The 17,849-nt window shown below is 59.9% G+C and carries 2 protein-coding genes and 1 pseudogene; all 3 read left to right on the forward strand.

Annotated elements, in window-relative coordinates; all coding sequences use genetic code 11:
• The first annotated feature begins 5 nt into the window (after window positions 1–5).
• A complete protein-coding gene (locus tag I9018_RS00875) occupies window positions 6–13,451 on the forward strand; it encodes a hemagglutinin repeat-containing protein (RefSeq protein WP_241108505.1) in 13,446 nt (4,481 codons plus the stop codon).
• A 65-nt stretch (window positions 13,452–13,516) separates the two neighbouring features.
• Window positions 13,517–14,026 carry a hypothetical protein gene (locus I9018_RS00880; RefSeq protein ID WP_241108506.1) on the forward strand — a complete coding sequence of 170 codons (510 nt, stop codon included), beginning with the start codon at window positions 13,517–13,519 and terminating at the stop codon, window positions 14,024–14,026.
• A gap of 127 nt (window positions 14,027–14,153) precedes the next feature.
• Window positions 14,154–17,849: pseudogene (locus I9018_RS00885) on the forward strand (hemagglutinin repeat-containing protein); the annotation flags it as partial.

Raw genomic sequence — 17,849 nt, forward strand, 5'->3', positions numbered from 1 at the left:
CCGACATGGACGTTCGTCAGTTTGCCTTCCTGGCCCGCCAGCCCTCCGCCGCCCTGCAATCGCGTGATTCGTTCTGGGGCCTGTCCAAGCGTGGCCTGGCGTTCATCCTGGCCAACGTGATGTTCTGGCAGCCGCTGGTGGTGATGGCCGACGGCATCGTGGTCAACGGCAGCGGCACCACGGTCGGCCAGGCGGGCAATGGCGTGCCTGTCGTCAACATTGCCGCGCCCAATGGCGGCGGGTTGTCCCACAACAAGTTCAGCGACTACAACGTCGGCCAGCAGGGCGTGATCCTCAACAACGCCACCGACCGTACCCAGTCCACGCAACTGGGCGGGATCATCCTCGGCAACCCCAACCTGGGTGGCCGCGCGGCCAATGTGATCCTCAACGAGGTCAACGGCGGCAGCCCGAGCCAACTCAAGGGCTACACCGAAGTGGCGGGGCAATCGGCCCATGTGATCGTCGCCAACCCCTACGGCGTCACCTGTAATGGCTGCGGGTTCATCAACACCCCGAAAACCACCCTGACCACCGGCAAGCCGGTGATCGAGAATGGCCAGCTGCAGCGCTACCAGGTGGACCAGGGCAGCGTGGCCATCGAAGGTGCAGGGCTCAACGCGAGCAATATCGACCAGTTCGAGATCATCACCCGCAGCGCCAAGGTCAACGCCCAGATCCAGGCCCGGCACCTGGCGCTGGTCACGGGTGCCAACGACGTCGACGCCCAGACCCTCAAGGCCACCGCCCGGGCCGCCAACCCGGCGGATGCACCGCAACTGGCCATCGACTCCTCGGCCCTGGGCGGCATGTACGCCGGGGCGATCAAGCTGGTGGGCACCGAAGCCGGCGTGGGGGTGAAGCTCGACGGCAAGCTGATCGCCAGCGGTGGCGATATCCAGCTCGACGCCAACGGCCAGTTGCGCATGGCCCAAGTGACGGCCGACAAGGGCGCAGTGGCGATCAAGGCCCAGGGCCTGGAGACCCAGGGCGCGGTGTATGCCGGGACCGAACTGAAGGTTGAAACCCAGGGCGACCTGCACAACCGCAACAACCTGGTGGCCCGGGACCGCATCACGCTCACCAGCGGCGGCGCCTTGAACAACCAGGGCATCATCGAGGCCGGGGTCAATGCCGACAACAGCCGCAATGCCCAGGGCGATTTGAGCCTGAGTGCGCAGAGCCTGAACAACGCCGGCAAGAGCGTGGTGGCCAGCCGTGATGTGAGCGTGAGCACCACGCAAACCCTGGACAACCAGGGCGGCACCCTCAGCGGGCAGCGCCAGGTCACGGTCAATGCCGGGACCCTGGACAACCGCCACCAGGGCCGGGTGCTCAGTGCCGGTAACACCGACCTGACTGCCGGCCAGCTGCTCAATACCCAGGGTGGCCTGGTCAACAGCGGCGCCAATCTCAACGCCCAGGTGGGGCAGGTGGACAACAGTGGCGGCGAGCTGTCCACCGCCGGCAACCTGACCCTGCAAGTGACCAGCCTGGACAACGTGGCGGGCCTGGCATCCGCTGGCCAGCACCTGCGCCTGGACGCCAGCGGCACGCTGAACAACCGCACCGGCCAGCTCACCAGCTTGCAAACCCTGGAGCTCAAGGCCGCGAAGGTTGACAACAACGCGGGACGCATCGCCAGCAACCAGGCCCTGAATGCCAGTGTCTCGGGCCTGGAGCAGGGCAATGGCGGACGCCTGACCAGCACCACGGAACTGACCCTGGACCTCAATCACGGCCACCTGGACAACCAGGGCGGTCTGATCAACGCCCCGAGGCTGGCGTTGAAGAATCTCGACAGCGTGGACAACCGCCATGGCGAGATTTCCAGCGCCCAGGCCTTCGCCCTGATGGCTCGAAGCCTGGATAACAGCCATGGCAAGTTGTTGGCCAACCAGGCCCTGACCCTGCGTCTTGACCAGGCGCTGGTCAACGTTGAAGGCCTGATCTTTGCCACTGGCCTGGATGCCCAGGCCGCCAGCCTGGATAACCATGACGGCGTGCTGACCAGCAAGGCCGACCTGGCCCTGGGCCTGGCTGACGCTGCGAATAACCAGGGTGGGGAGATTTCCAGCCTCGGGACCACTCGCATCAAGGGCACCCGCCTGGATAACGGCGACGGCCAGGTGAGCGGCGATGCGGCACTGGACATTACCCTGAGCGGCGCCCTGGACAACCGCAAGGGCATGCTTGGCTCGGCCTTGAGCCTCGACCTCAATGCCGCCAGCCTGGACAACCGCGAGGGTGGCAGCCTGGTCAGCGATGGCCGTCTGAATGCCCATCTCCAGGGGGTGCTGGACAACCAGCAGGGCACGATCAACGCCAAGGGTGCGCTTGAGGTGCAGGCCAGTCGGCTGGACAACCGCCATGGCAGCCTCGATGGCAAGGACTTGCTGACCTTGCGCGCCGATGCCCTGGATAACCGCACCGGCAAGCTGCGGGCCCAACAGAAGCTGCAACTCGACGTCGAGCAACTGGATAACCGCCAGCAAGGGCTGTTGCATAGCCTGGCGGCCCTGAGCTTCAAGGGCGCGCACCTGGACAACCGTGGTGGGCTGCTCAGCGCCGCAGGGCCGTTGCGCCTGGAGGCCGCCAGCCTGGATAACGGTACAGGGCGGATTTCCAGCAAGAGCACCCTGGTCGCCCAGCTCACCCGCGTCCTCAACCAGCATGGCGAGTTGGTGGCCGAAGGCGACTTGGAGCTCAGTGGGGCCTCCCTGGATAACCGCGAGGGCGGCCTGGTAGGCGGCACAAAAGCGCTGAAACTGGACGTGGCGCAGGTCGATAACCGAGGAGGGGAGATTTCCAGCAGCCAGGGCCTGACCCTGCACGGCACACGCCTGGACAACAGCGACAGCGGCAAGCTCCTGGCCGGGACCGACCTGGGCTTGCACATGACCCAGGTGCTCAACCAGAACCAGGGCCTGCTGTTTTCCAAGGGCGCGGCGAACCTCACAGGGCAAACCCTGGATAACACCCGGGGCCGACTGGTGGCGCAGCAAGGGCTGGACATTCGCCTGGACCACGCCCTGGACAACCTGCAAGGGCAGATCAGCAGCGAAGGCCTGTTGAACGCCCGGGTCGGTAACCTGGACAACACCGACGGCAAGCTGTCGAGCGTGGGTGCCCTGGAACTGGCCAGTAGCGCGGCACTGGTCAATCGCAACGGCTCGATCACCACCGACGCCGGGTTGCTCATCCACAGCCAGGACCTGGACAACAGTCAGCAGGGCCTGCTGAGCGGCAAGGGTGCGACGCGGATCGACACGGGCATCCTGGATAACACCCAGGGTGGCACGCTGGTCAGCGGCGACAGCCTCGAACTCAAGGCCACCCAGCTCAGCAACGGCCAAGGCAGTCGGATCGCCAGTGAAGGCGCCCTGGACGCCAGCGTCAGCGGTTTCGATCAACAAGGCGGCGAGCTCTTCAGCAAGAGCGCCCTGACTCTGGACCTCAACCAGGGCCGGTTGACCAACCACAAGGGCTTGATCAATGCACCGCTGCTGGTGCTGAAGAACCTGGCCGAGGTGGACAACCAGGATGGCGAGATCTCCAGCGCCCAGGCTTTCACCCTGGCCGCTCGCAGCCTGGACAACGGCAGCGGCAAGCTGATCAGCCAGCAGGGCCTGACCCTGCGCATCGAACAGGCCCTGAGCAACCTCAAGGGCCTGGTGTCGGCCAAGACCCTGGATCTGCACAGCCAAAGCCTGGACAACGGCGCCGGGCTGATCAGCAGTCGCGGTACGCAATTACTCAAGGTCGACACTCGCCTGCTCAACCAGGACGGCACCGTGATCGCCGATGAACGCCTGGAGCTGCAGGCCGCTGGCGTGGATAACCGCAAGGGGCAGGTATCCGGCAAGGCCGAGGTGGTCGCCAGGATCGCCAGCCTGGACAACCAGGGCGGGCAACTGGTGGCTGGCAATACCCTGCTGCTGCGTGGCGATTCCCTGGACAACCGCCAGGGTGGCCTGGTGGGCGCGACCCAGGGGCTGCAACTGACGGTCGCGGCCATGGACAACCGTGGCGGTGAATTGTCGAGCCGGGCCGACGTGACCCTGGGCGGCAGCCACCTGGACAACGGCGATGGCGGCAAGGTGCTCAGCGAGGGGCGCCTGGCCCTGGTCGTGGCCCAGGTACTCAACCGCAACAAGGGTCTGCTCTCGGGCAAGGCCGGCCTGGGCCTGGATGGCAGCCACCTGGACAACACCGATGGCCTGTTGCTGACCCAGCAAGACCTCAAGGTGCGCCTGCAAGGCGATCTGGACAATCGCCAGGGCCTGATCAGCGCCGAGGGCAACCTGACGCTCGAAGGCCAGGCCCTGGATAACCGCCGGGGCAGTGTTTCCAGTGCCCAAGCCTTGACCCTGGAACAGCGCGGGGACGTGCTCAACCAGCAGGGCGAGATCGTCACCGATGGCGCGTTGCTGCTCGGCAGTGCCGCCCTGGATAACCGCAACGCGGGCAACATCAGCGCCAAAGGCGCCGCTCATGTGGTTACCACCGCTGTGGACAACAGCCAGAACGGTCGCTTGAACAGCGGCGCCAACCTGACCCTGAAAACCGGACGCCTGACCAACCAGGACGGCGGCCGCGTGGCCAGCGCCGGTGCCTTGGACGCCAGCCTCACCGGTCTTGACCAGCAGGGCGGCCAGCTGTTCAGCAACACCGCCCTGACCCTGGACCTGGGCCAGGGGCCGTTGAACAACCATAAAGGCCTGATCAACGCACCGTTGCTGGTGCTCAAGAACCTTGGGCAGGTGAACAACCAGGGCGGTGAGATCTCCTCGGCCCAGGCCTTCACCCTGGCCGCGCAAAACCTCGACAACAGCAATGGCAAGGTCCTGAGCAATCAGGCCCTGACCCTGCGCATCGACCAGGCCCTGGGCAACCTCAAGGGCCTGATCGCAGCGGCGGCCCTCGATGTCCGGGCCGCCAGCCTGGATAACAGCGGCGGCACCCTGACCAGCCGTGGCGATCTCGACCTGCAATTGGCAGGCGCCTTGAACAACAGCCAGCAAGGCCTGATCAACGCCACCGGTAGCTTGAACCTCGACAGCAGCGCCGTGGACAACCGCGGTGGTTCGCTTCTGGGCGGCGCCATTGCCGTGGACCTGGGCAACGCCACCGGCGACGTGAACAACGACGATGGCCTGATCAGCACCGACGGCCAACTGCGTATCACCCACCTGCGTGACCTGAGTAACCGCCGCGGCGAAGTCTCCAGCCACCAGAGCCTGGAGTTGGCGGCGCGCAAGCTGGACAACAGCGCCGGCAAGCTGATCAGCAACCAGCAGTTGAACCTCACGGCCCAAGGCCTGGACAACCAGGGCGGCCTGGTTTCCGGTTGGCAGGGCCTGAGTGCCAACCTGGGCAGCCTGGACAACCGCAACCTGGGAACCCTGTCCAGTCGCAGCGGTGCACTGGATGCCCAAGTCAGCGGCGACCTGCAAAACAGTGGTGCCGGGGCCCTGGTCAGCCAGCAAGTCCTGACGGTGGCGGCGGCCAACCTGGACAACAGTAACGGCGGCATCCTCTCCAGCGGTGCCGGGCAGAGCCTGAGCGTCAGCGGCCTGCTGAGCAATGCCCAGGGCGGCCTGATCGACAGCGGCGCGACCCTGGTGCTGAACGCCATGACCCTGGGCAACGCCAGCGGCACCATCAATGCCCAGCAGGCGCTGAGCCTCAACGCCACGCGCCTGGACAACAGCCACGGTAGCTTGGTGGGCAATGCCGCGGTGATCCTCGACCTGCTGGGCAACCTGGACAACACCCAGGGCAAGTTGGCCAGTGGTGGCCCGCTGCGTATCGAGCGGGCCGGGCAGATCGACAACCAGGGCGGACAGCTTGCCAGCCAGGGCCTGTTGAAGCTGTTCGCGGCCGGCCTGGACAACCGCAATCGCGGCACGGTGGCCGCCAACGAACAACTGACCCTGCATGTCGACGGCGCCTTGCACAACAGCGGCGACGGCCTGATCTACAGCCAGAATGCCGCTATCGATTTGCGTGCCGCCAGCCTGGCCAATGCCAAGGGCACCCTGCAAAGCCAGGGTGCCCTGGACCTGACCACGGGCGATATCGATAACCAGGGCGGGCACCTTGTGGCCAAGGCCGGCGACCTGACCCTCGCCGCCGGGGCCCTGGATAACCGCGGTGGTGTGCTGTCCAGTCTCCAGGGAGCACTGACCGCCAACCTGGATGGCGTGCTGAAAAACGGCTACGACCTGAATGACAAGCGCCAGGGCGGCGTGACCCAGGCCCAGCGCCTGAGCCTCAGGGCCCTGGCGGGTATCGACAACTACGGTGGGCGCATTTCGGCACAAAGTGGCGACGCGCTGATCAGCACCGGCGACTTCGACAACCGCAACGGTGGTCTTTATGCCAAGGGCCTGGTCAAGGTCACTGGCGGCAACTTCGATAACAGCGGCGACCAGGACGGGCAGATCGCTGGCCGGCAGATCGATCTCGACCTCAGCGGTGCCCTGAACAACCGCCTGGGCATCATCGAGAGCGACAGCACCCTGGCGATCAAGGCCGCCAGCCTCGACAACCAGGCCGGGCAACTGCGCGCCCTGGGCACCAGCGGCGGCACCCGATTCGAGATCGGCGGGCAGTTCGACAATCGCAATGGCACCCTGGAAAGCGCCAACACGGACCTGAGCCTGGGCGTGGGCAGCTTCCTCAATGGCGGCGGCAGCCTGTTGCATGTCGGCCGGGGCACCTTCGACATTGCCACCGCCAACGTCACCGGCGCCGGCGGCAGTATCGTCACTCGCGGTGGGCTGACCCTCAACGCCGACAGTTGGAACAACAGCAACGTGATTCAGGCCGGGCGCCTGACGGTCAACGTCGGGCAATTCAGCCAGAGTGCCAGCGGCCAGTTGCTGGCCAGCGAGGCGCTGGTCGGCAGCGGTGGCAACTGGAGCAACGATGGCCTGATCGCCAGCGATGCCAGCCTCAGTCTCAACCTGAGCGGTGCCTACTCGGGCAGTGGTCGCGTGAGCAGCCGCGGCACCCTGGGCCTGACAGCCGGGCAACTGGACCTCAACAGTGCCGCCAGTATCGCTGGCGGTGGCGACACCTCGGTGTCGGTGGCTGGCCAATTGAACAATGCCGGGCGCCTGACCTCCGCTGCCAGGCTCGACCTGGTCGCGGGCGGTATCGCCAACCAGGGAACCCTCGGCGCGGGGGGTGACCTGGTACTGACCACCGGTGCCCTGGTCAACGACCATGGGCTGGTATTCAGTGGCGGCGACATGGGCTTGCGGGTCGAGAGCCTGACCAACAGCTATGCCGATGTGTACAGCCTGGGCAACCTGGCGATCGACCGGGATGGCAAGGGCACCCTGGCCAACCGTATCGTCAACCGTTCCGGCTCGCTGCAAAGCGATGGGTCGATGGCACTGGCGGCCAGTACCATCGAGAACGTGCGGGCAGTGCTGAAAACCGACAACAAGGGCATCTACACCGCTCGCATCGGCGAAATCGCTTGTATCAAGGGGGTCAACGCCGGGGACTGTGGGGGCAAGCGCAACCACGTCTGGGAAGTCGTCCAGCGTGACAAGTTCGAAGTCACCGAGGCTAGCGCCGCATCGAGCATTACCGCTGGCGCCAACCTGACGATCAAGGGCGGCGACCTGCTCAACCAGAGCAGCACCATCGCCGCCGGGGGTGGCCTGGTCGCCACGGTCAACAACCTGACCAACAGCGGCATCGAAACCGGCGAGACCGAAACCACCCGGGTGTTCCGCTCGCAACGGACCAAGAACGCAGGGTCCTGGTACAACGTCGCCAGTGCCGTCACCAACAAATACTGGTTCCAGAGCGCGGGTTACAACCCCAATGACCTGGGCGGCCTGGAAGGTGCCTTGGCCGGCTTTATTGGCATGACCGAGGCTGAGCTGCCGCAGTTTGGCAAGAGTGTAAAAATCGCCGGTGGCGACCAGAGCTATGCGGCGGTGATGCAAGCCGGTGGCGCCGTGAACATCAACGCTGGCAACGGCATCGATAACAGTGTGGTACGCCCGGGCTATACCTACATTGGCAGTGGCGCCCGGACCAACACCGACGCGCCCGGCACCACCTTCGCGACCCGTATCACGCTCAACCAGCAGTTGCCACCGGACCTTGCCCAGCAGCAGGTCAATCCCCTGGCCCTGCCCGGCTTCAGCCTGCCGACGGGTAAAAACGGCCTCTTTCGCCTCAGCGGCCAGAGCGGCAGTACGCCCGCCACCACGGCTCCACAGAGCTGGACCATGGGCGGTGCGAGCCTGAGCAGCACGCAGCGCCAGCAAGGCCAGGCGGCTCCCCAGGTGCGGGACATCAACATGGCCGATACCGCCCAGGTTACTGCCCGTTCCGCCGACCTGAACGCGGTCGCTCCGGTCCTGACCCAGGTCGGTGGCGAGGCCCGGGTGGTCGACAGCAGCCTGCCTGCCACCGGCACGGTACCAGGGCCAGTGCTGCCCGGGCGTTCGGCGGCGGATGCAGGCATCAGCCAGCCCGCCACCCTGAACGGCCAGTCGCAGATGCCGGTCAGCGTCGAGCGCGTACAGGGCCTGCCGGACAGCAGCGTGCGCAGCAATCCGCACAAGTACCTGATCGAAACCAACCCGGTCCTCACCGACCTCAAGCAGTTCATGAGCTCCGACTACTTGTTGTCCAACCTGGGCTACAACCCGGACGACAGCGCCAAGCGCCTGGGCGATGGCTTCTACGAACAGAAGCTGATCCAGCAAGCGGTAACCGCCCGCACCGGCCAGCGCTTCATCAATGGCCAGGACACCGACGAGAAGTTGTTCAAGTACCTGATGGACAACGCCATCAAGAGCAAGCAGCAGCTCAACCTGGCAGTCGGAGTGAGCCTGACCTCCGAGCAGGTGGCGGCCCTGACCCACGACATCGTCTGGTTGGAAAATGCCGAAGTGAATGGCGAGCAGGTGCTGGTGCCGGTGCTCTACCTGGCCCACTCCAACAATCGCCTGGCACCCAATGGCGCCTTGATCGCTGGCAGCGACGTCAACCTGATCGCCGGGCAAGACCTGAATAACGTCGGCACCCTGCGGGCGACCCACAACCTTTCGGCCCAGGCCGGTCAGAACCTGGTCAACAGCGGCCTGGTGGAGGCTGGCAACCGCCTCGATCTGCTGGCGGGCAACAACCTGGTGAACAAGGCTGGAGGCATCATCGCCGGCCGTGATGTGAACCTCACCGCGACCCGGGGCGACGTGCTCAACGAGCGCACCTTGACCAGCCACCAGAGCAGCAACGGCAGCTACGCCCAGCAACGGGATTTCGTCGACAACGCGGCCAGGGTGGAGGCTGCGAACAACCTGGTCATCAACGCCGGACGCGACCTGAACAACAACGGCGGTGTGCTCAAGAGCGGTGCGGATACCAGCCTCAAGGCGGGGCGTGACGTCAACCTCAGCGCGGTGGAGCAGGTGGTCGGCAACGACCGGGGCACACGCTACAACGACCTGAGCGTGACCCAGAACGGCTCCAGCTTGCAGTCCGGGCGTGATCTTGCGATCAGCGCAGGGCGCGACATCACCGCCATCGCCAGCCAGATCGAGGCCAAGCGCGATGTGACGATGTCGGCCACGGAAAACCTGAACCTGGTTTCAGCCGCCAATGAGCAGCACTCGGCGAGCAAGACCAAGAAGGTGACGAGCCAGGAGGATCATGTTCAGCAGGTGTCGACCACCCTGGCCGCTGGCGGCAATGTCACGCTCAAGGCCGGTGAAGATCTGCAATTGATTGCCAGCCGGGTGACGGCGGGGAATGAAGCTTATTTGTATGCGGGCAATGACCTCAGCCTGAGCACTGCTGACAATAGTGACCACTCCTATTACTCCAAAACCAAGAAAGGTTCTTGGGGTAAGAAGAAATCGCTGATGACTGAGAGCAGTGGTACGGATGCTGTTTCATCTGTCATTCAGGTCCAAGGGAAGACCATGGTGGTGGCGGCAAACGACGTCAATATCAGTGGTTCTACTGTGAATAGCGACAAGGGCGCGTTGTCGGTGCTTGCTGGGCACGATATCAATTTGGAGGCTGCACAGAACACTCAATTCAGCGCTTCGGCGAAATCCAAATCGGGTGGATTCGGACTCTCCAGCACCAGTAAGAAAAGCACTGATGTTTCCAGTAGTACCTCGCTGACTGGATCGACTTTAAGTGGCAACACTACGTTGGTTCAGGCTGGGAATGACCTGCTGGTATCGGCCAGCAACGTGGTTTCCACTGAGCAGACCAACCTTCAGGCGGGTAAGGACATCCGCATCGAAAGCGGTACCGAAACTTTCAGCTCGCAGCACAGCCAGTCCAGTAGCAAGTCCGGATTGATGAGTTCTGGTGGAATTGGCGTCACCTTGGGCTCGTCGAAGAACAGCTTTACGCAGGATACCCAGGGCCAGACTGACAAAAGCAGTACGGTTGGCAGTGTGTTGGGCAACGTGGTGGTTACTGCTGGTAAAGATCTCACCGTCAAGGCTTCCGAGGTCGTGGCCGGTAAGGACATCAGCCTGATCGGGCAGAACGTCAGCATCATCGATGGCGAGAGCAAGAGCAGTACGCAGACCCATCAGGAGAGTAAGAAAAGCGGTTTGACCTTAGCTCTGTCGGGGGTGGTTGGGTCGGCAGTGAATACAGCTGTGCAGACCGTACAGGACGCTCGACATGAAGATGACAGCCGTTTAGCAGCACTTCAGGGTATCAAGGCTGGCCTGTCGGGTTATCAGGCTTGGCAAGGGGCTCAGGCCATTGAAGCTGGGGCCCAGGAAGGTAGTTTCTTTGGTATTTCCCTATCCCTGGGAGCGCAGAAGTCTAGCTCTAAGCAAGTACAGGAGCAGAGTGTCAGCCAAGGCAGTGGCCTGACAGCAGGGAACGATTTACGGGTTATTGCTACTGGCAAGGGCCAATCTAGTGGCGGTGATTTATCGGTGATCGGCGGCAAGTTGCAGGCTGGTCATGATGTAGTGCTGTCCGCCGCTCGCGATATCGACCTGCGAGCCGGAGCCAATACCCAGAGACTCGAGGGTTCCAACAAAAGCGGTGGTGGGGCTGTTGGTGTCAGCTTGGGGGTTGGATCTGGCGGTGGTGGACTATCGGTTTTCGCCAACGCCAACAGCGGTGCGGGCAAGGAGAAAGGTAACGGGACTACCTGGACCGAAACAACGGTCAATGCGGGTAATCAACTGATCCTGAACAGTGGTCGGGATACCACCTTGGAAGGGGCTCAGGCTAATGCACAAAAAGTACTGGCCGAGATAGGCCGCAACCTGACCCTGACCAGCCTGCAGGACAGTGATCGTTTTGACTCCAAGCAGACCAATGTCAGCGCTGGTGGGAGCTATGCCATCGTTGGCAGCGGTGGTGGTGCGTCGCTAAGTGTTAGCCAGGACAAGATCAAGTCCAGATTCGACAGCGTGCAGGAGCAGACGGGACTGTTTGCTGGAAAGGACGGCTATCAGGTCACTGTTGGTGAACACACCCAGCTCAACGGTAGTGTGCTTGCTAGCACTTCTAGTGCAGATAAGAACAAACTCGACACCGGTACGCTGGGCTGGTCCGACATTCGCAACAAGGCTGACTTCAGCAGCCAGCATCAGAGCGTGAGTGGTAGTTCCGGCGGCGATATAGCTTCATTGTTCCAAAGCAATATGGGCAGCCTGGTGTTGGTGGGAGCCAATAACAAAGGGCATGACAGCAGTACCACGCAAGCTGCAGTCTCCGGTGGGCAAATCACTGTCCGCGACCAGGATAAGCAACAACAGGATGTGGCGACGCTGAGTCGTGATGTCGAACACGCCAATAATGCATTGAGTCCGATTTTCGATAAGGAGAAAGAGCAGAAACGCCTGCGTCAGGCGCAGTTGATTGGCGATATTGGCAACCAGGCGATGGATGTCATACGGACCCAGGGCTCGATTGAGGCGGCCAAGGCTCAAAAAGACCCGCAGATGCTTGAGGCTGCCCGAGAGAAGTTGGCGAAGGAAGGAAACTTCTCTCCAACGAGGGAGCAACTTGCAAAGCAGGTCAACGAGACCGTAATGGAGCAGTACGGTACTGGTAGCAACCTCCAGCGTGCGGCCCAGGCTGTGACGGCAGCAGTGCAGGGACTTGCGGGTGGCAATCTTGGGCAGGCACTGGCTGGGGCATCTGCGCCCTACCTTGCAGGCGTGATCAAGGCAAGCCTGCCTGACAATCTTGAAGCACGTCTCATGGCACATGCGGTGTTGGGGGCCGTGGTAGCTAAATCTCAGCAGAACTCGGCCCTGGCTGGAGCGGCAGGAGCCAGTATCGGTGAGCTGATTGCTGCCAAACTGTTTCCTGATAGGTCAGTCGAACAGTTGACTGAGGCCGAAAGGCAGAAAATTTCTGCACTATCAACGCTGGCTGGTGGTTTGCTGGGTGGCCTGGTTGGTGGGGATGCGGCGAGTGCAGTGGCGGGTGGGGAGACTGCCAAGAATGCCGCCGAGAACAACGGCATGGGTATGGACGTTGGCTCTAATCTCGCGTTTTGGTTATCCAATAACAAAGATTGCGATATTGAGTGCAAAGGCAAAATTGCACAGCAAGGAGCTGCTGGTGGCCTAGTACTTTCCAGTGCCTTATTAGTGGCTATTACTGCGACTGCTGCTACTCCTGAAGTCATAGCCTTTGCACGTGTAGCTGCGCAGGGCTGCAAGGCCAATAAGACGCTTTGTTTCAACGAAGTGAACTTATGGTTGGCTGAGGTAGCTATGGGCGAAGCCTTGCCTGCCGGGCTGGCCGTCGGTGGTGCTGCCAAGCTGACTGCAGATCAGCTCAGCGATGTCCGAGCGTTGATGGAGCTTCAGAAGCAGACCGGGAAAAAAGTTACTTCTGAGATGTTGGCCAACGCTCTCGGCACAGGAGGTGGGCCGAAGATCGGAGGGGATTTTCCTAAGAAAATTGATCCTACAGATTTAGGAGGCTTGTTGGGGCGGGGAGGAAATAAAGATGTGTTTGCTTATGGAGACAACCAAGCTGTTGGAGTACTTCGCGATGGAAAACCAATAGAAAGCCTTGATCAGGAACTATCGATACTAAACCAACTTGATAGGTTGGGGTTGCCAACTGTAAATGCTCGAGGGCCAGTTTTAATCGGTGATCAGCCTGCGCTAATTTATGAAAAATTTGAATTAGGATCTAAGGAGATTGTACGTCTGAAAGACGGGAAGGTTAGAGTTGTAGGAGAGTCAAGCCTGCTGAATGAGAGAAGTGTCTCTGATCTGAAAGATATTCGTCAGAAAATGGTAGATGGAAATATTAGAGTTAATGATTTACAGTTTCTCATCGCTAAAGATGGCCGGGTTGTGGTTTCCGATCCTTTAGATATCAAGGTAGGTGTTCCACCATCATATAACAATCTTCGAATGATTGATTTACTAATTCAGCAGGCCCAGAAAGGGATAGGAAAATGAACTGTGAGTCGTGTACTCCAACAAGTCTATCAAATGAGCTGAGAAAACTTGTCGGGTCAAAATTGATGTCCATCAAGCGCTATAGTTGGTGGTCTCCTGAGGATGGAGTCAGGAATTATGGAATAGCAAAAGAGAATGTATTCTCTTTAACAGCTGGCCCAGCTTCTATTGAGGTGGAAACAGGTGCTATTTTCGGGATTTCTAGTGATCCGTCGTTGAACTCTGTGGTGGTTTGGATAGAGAGAAGAGAAGATGGTTATTGTTTGAGGGATGAGCCATTGGAGACAGATAACGAGTTACACGAATTATCGTCTGTCGATCCAATCTATTCTAATGATTTTTGGCGAAGTATTGCTGGCTGTAGAATATTAAAAATTACAGTGCTTCAGCGACTTTATGAATCTGTAAGAATTTCACAACTCCCTTGTCAAGTAGGGTTGCGTTTTTCATTAGACTCCGGAGATGCTTTCGTTGCGGCTCACGGTCTATATGATGATTCGGATGATTTTTCAATAATTCCTGAATCGTTAATTTCTGAAGAAATTAAAAAGGACTTGAGAGAAGTCCAAATATGATCTGAGACAGGTTATTAGGGGCTAAGAGGAATTGGTTTATTAAGGTTTTGAGTTTTCTGGGATATTTGCACGAATCCACGGTCTGGGTTTAAGAATTTCATGCTTGAGTGTAATCGAGCGTGGAAAGATGTCGGCCACGGAAAACCTGAACCTGGTTTCAGCCGCCAATGAGCAGCACTCGGCGAGCAAGACCAAGAAGGTGACGAGCCAGGAGGATCATGTTCAGCAGGTGTCGACCACCCTGGCCGCTGGCGGCAATGTCACGCTCAAGGCCGGTGAAGATCTGCAATTGATTGCCAGCCGGGTGACGGCGGGGAATGAAGCTTATTTGTATGCCGTGGGTGATGTGAACCTGGATGCGGCCCAGAACAGTGACTACAGCTACTACCGCAAGACCAAGACCAGTAGCTCAGGGCTTTCCAGCACTCAGAAAACACGTATCGACAGCAGCAGTTCAACCACGCAGGAGGGATCCTCCGTCAGTGGCGATAAAGTGGTTGTGCGCGCTGGGCAGGATATCGGCGTTACTGCCAGCAATGTCGTATCCACCCAATCCACCAGCCTGGTCGCTGGGCGCAATGTCGCCATCGACAGTGCTACGCAAACCAGTGAAGAAAGTCATTCGACGTCGAAGAAGAAATCCGGCCTGTTGAGCAGTGGCGGTATCGGCTTCACCTTGGGATCGTCTTCGCTTCAGAACACCTCGACCCGCTCCAGCGAGAATGCCAAGGTCAGTACCATCGGCAGTGTGCTGGGCAACGTCGATATCCAGGCCGGCAAGGACCTGGGCATAAAAGGATCTGACGTCGTCGCCGGCAAGGACATCAACCTCGTTGGGCAGAATGTCAGCATCCTTGCGGCGGAGAATCACAACCGCAGCGAGCAGACCTCCAAGAGCAAGACCAGCGGCCTGACCCTGGCTCTTTCCGGCACCGTTGGCAGCGCTATCGATACGGCGTACCAGACAACCAAGCAAGCCAAGGAAGAAGACGACAGTCGGCTCTCTGCCCTGCAAGGCATAAAGGCCGGCCTGACAGGTATCCAGGCCTGGCAGGCAGCGCAGCAAAATGGCGGGATGAACGCTGACAATGTGGGGCAGTTCGTTGGCATCAGCCTGTCCCTTGGGTCGCAGAAGTCCAGTTCCAAGCAAACCCAGGAACAGACAGTGAGCCAGGGGAGCAGCCTGAATGCGGGAGGAAGTCTCAGCATTCTGGCTACCGGCAAGGAGAGTCTTGGAAGCGATGGCGACATCAATGTTCATGGCAGCAAGTTGCAGGCTGCCAAGGACCTCAAACTCGTAGCCAATCGCGATATCAATCTGGATGCCGCGGCAAATACCCAAAGGCTGGATGGCAAGAACAGCAGCAGCGGTGGCGCCGTTGGGGCGAGCATCGGATTTGGCTCCAGTGGTGCCGGGCTGAGCATCTTCGCCAACGGCAACAAGGGAGCGGGTAATGAGAAAGGCAACGGTACTACCTGGACCGAAACCACCCTAGACGCCGGTAACCACGCCAGCCTGATCAGTGGCCGGGATGCCACGCTCAAGGGCGCGCAGGTCAACGCCGACAAGATCACCGCCAATGTAGGACGTGACCTCACACTGCAAAGCTTGCAGGACACAGACAACTACAAGTCCAAACAGAGCAATGTCAGCGCAGGGGCGAGCTTTACGATTGGCACGATGACGGGCAGCGGGTCCCTCAGTGTCAGCCAGAGCAAGATCGACTCCAAATACCAGAGCGTGCAGGAGCAAACCGGGCTGTTTGCCGGTAAGGGCGGCTATCAGGTTGAGGTAGGCAAGCACACTCAACTTGATGGCAGTGTTATTGCCAGTACAGCAGAAGCCGACAAGAACCGGCTGAGTACTGGCACCTTGGGCTGGAGTGACCTCAAGAACAAGGCCGATTACACAAGCCAGATCCAGAGCGCCAGCGTCAGCAGCGGCAACGGCGGTACGGACGGTTTTATCAGCAATATGCCCAGTGGCACGTTGATCGCCTACAACCACAGTGGCAGTGCCAGCGGCACTACTTCATCGGCGATCTCCAACGGCACTCTGGAAATCCGTGACCCCAGCCTGCAGAAGCAAGACGTAACCACCCTCAGCCATGACGTCGAACATGCCAACGGCAGCATCAGTCCGATCTTCGATAAGGAGAAGGAGCAGAAGCGCCTGCGGCAGGTGCAACTGATTGGCGAGATTGGCACTCAGGTGACGGACATCGTTCGTACCGAAGGTCAGCTTAAGGCCGACAAAGATGCGAGCGATGAGCTGGAGAAACTAGGCATCCATCGACCTGGAAAAAATGCCAGCAAAGAGGAGGTCGATAACTACCAGCAGAAGTTGATTGCCACTGATGCGTACCAACGAATCATGGGCAAGTACGGTACCGGTGGTGACTACCAGCGCGTCGCGCAAGCGGTAACGGCGGCCCTGCAAGGGCTGGCAGGCGGGGATATTGGCTCGGCACTTGCCGGTGCCTCCGCACCGTATCTGGCGCAACTCATCAAGAAAACCACGGGCGACAATACAGCCCTCAACGCCATGGCTCACGCAGTGCTGGGAGCCGCGGTAGCCCAGGCCCAAGGTAACTCGGCAATCGCGGGCGCCGCAGGAGCGGCAGGTGGAGAGCTGGCAGCTCGATTGATCACCCAGCAGTTGTACGGCACCAGCGATACCAGCTCCCTCAGCGAAGAACAAAAGCAGACAGTGGCCGCGCTATCGACGTTAGCCGCTGGGCTCGCGGGGGGAATTGCCAAGGGCGATAGCGCGGGTGCTATTGCGGGTGCTGGGGCTGGCAAGAATGCTGTGGAGAACAACCACTTAGGAACCGGAGCCAATATTTTTGGCTATCAACTGGGTAAGGACCAAATAGCAGAATTTAGTAAGGAGCTCAAAGCATCATGTGGTGACTCAGGGGGGATGCAAGCCTGCCTGAAGACATACGACACGTGGAAAGAAACCTCGTACCGGCAGGGTGGGCTGGAAACGAAAGAGGCTCAGGCAGGCTGGGAAGAGTTCGTACAGGCGGTTTACACCGAGAAAGTGTTCCCCCTCTGTAAAGGAAATACTGCCTGTGAGCGTAACGTTGCAGTTCATATGGCTGTCGCGACGGTGACGTATGCAGGTGATGGCGCAGGCATAGGCCAGGCCGTGGGTGAGGCTACGCGGGCAGCCAACTTGGCCAACGGGAACTGGGTTCGTACTGGATTGCAAGTTGTAGAGGATGCGGGTTTATTAGCTACGCTTGGCGGTATGGTAGGGACATTCTCAAGAGCAGGGAGTGCGGGGGCTGCAAAGGGAGGTGTCAGTTCGAACACAAGTGGGGCTTACGTTGATGGGGCTGGTGGAGCCATTAAAGGGGGGCCAACTATTGTATATGAACCGAAAGGATCTTTTATTTCACAGGGTGATCTACCGGTATGTGGTCCTGCTTGTGCTGCTATGACGATAACAGATGGTAAAGGGGTTTCTGTTAGCCTAGAGAGCACGATAGGGCAGTTTGTTAATGGAGTTAGGCCTAGTGGTGTAAATACAATGGAGCTGTCAGATGTAATAACTCAGGCGGGAATTAAAAATACGGTAAATACAAATATGTTTCGATCGCAGTTGGATAGGGCTTTGAAGGAAACAGGAAGTGTTATAGTTCAAGTGCCGGCGGGATCGCAGAAGCATTTCATAATAGTCGATGAGGTTAAAGTTGTTGATGGTGTTAAGTACTATATGACGAGAGATCCTAAAGCAGGCCCCCGAGGTGTTCGTGAAGATTTCTTGGAGCGTGCAATGGAATATGGTGTTAACGCTATTTTAATCGGTAGGTAG

Source organism: Pseudomonas sp. MPFS (genome assembly GCF_022537035.1).
In the GTDB taxonomy this organism is placed as follows: Bacteria; Pseudomonadota; Gammaproteobacteria; order Pseudomonadales; family Pseudomonadaceae; genus Aquipseudomonas; species Aquipseudomonas sessilinigenes.

Coding starts and splice junctions, on each gene's coding strand:
- I9018_RS00880 (WP_241108506.1), top strand. CDS start 13,517: ATGTCCATCAAGCGCTATAGTTGGTGGTCTCCTGAGGATGGAGTCAGG.
- I9018_RS00875 (WP_241108505.1), top strand. CDS start 6: ATGGACGTTCGTCAGTTTGCCTTCCTGGCCCGCCAGCCCTCCGCCGCC.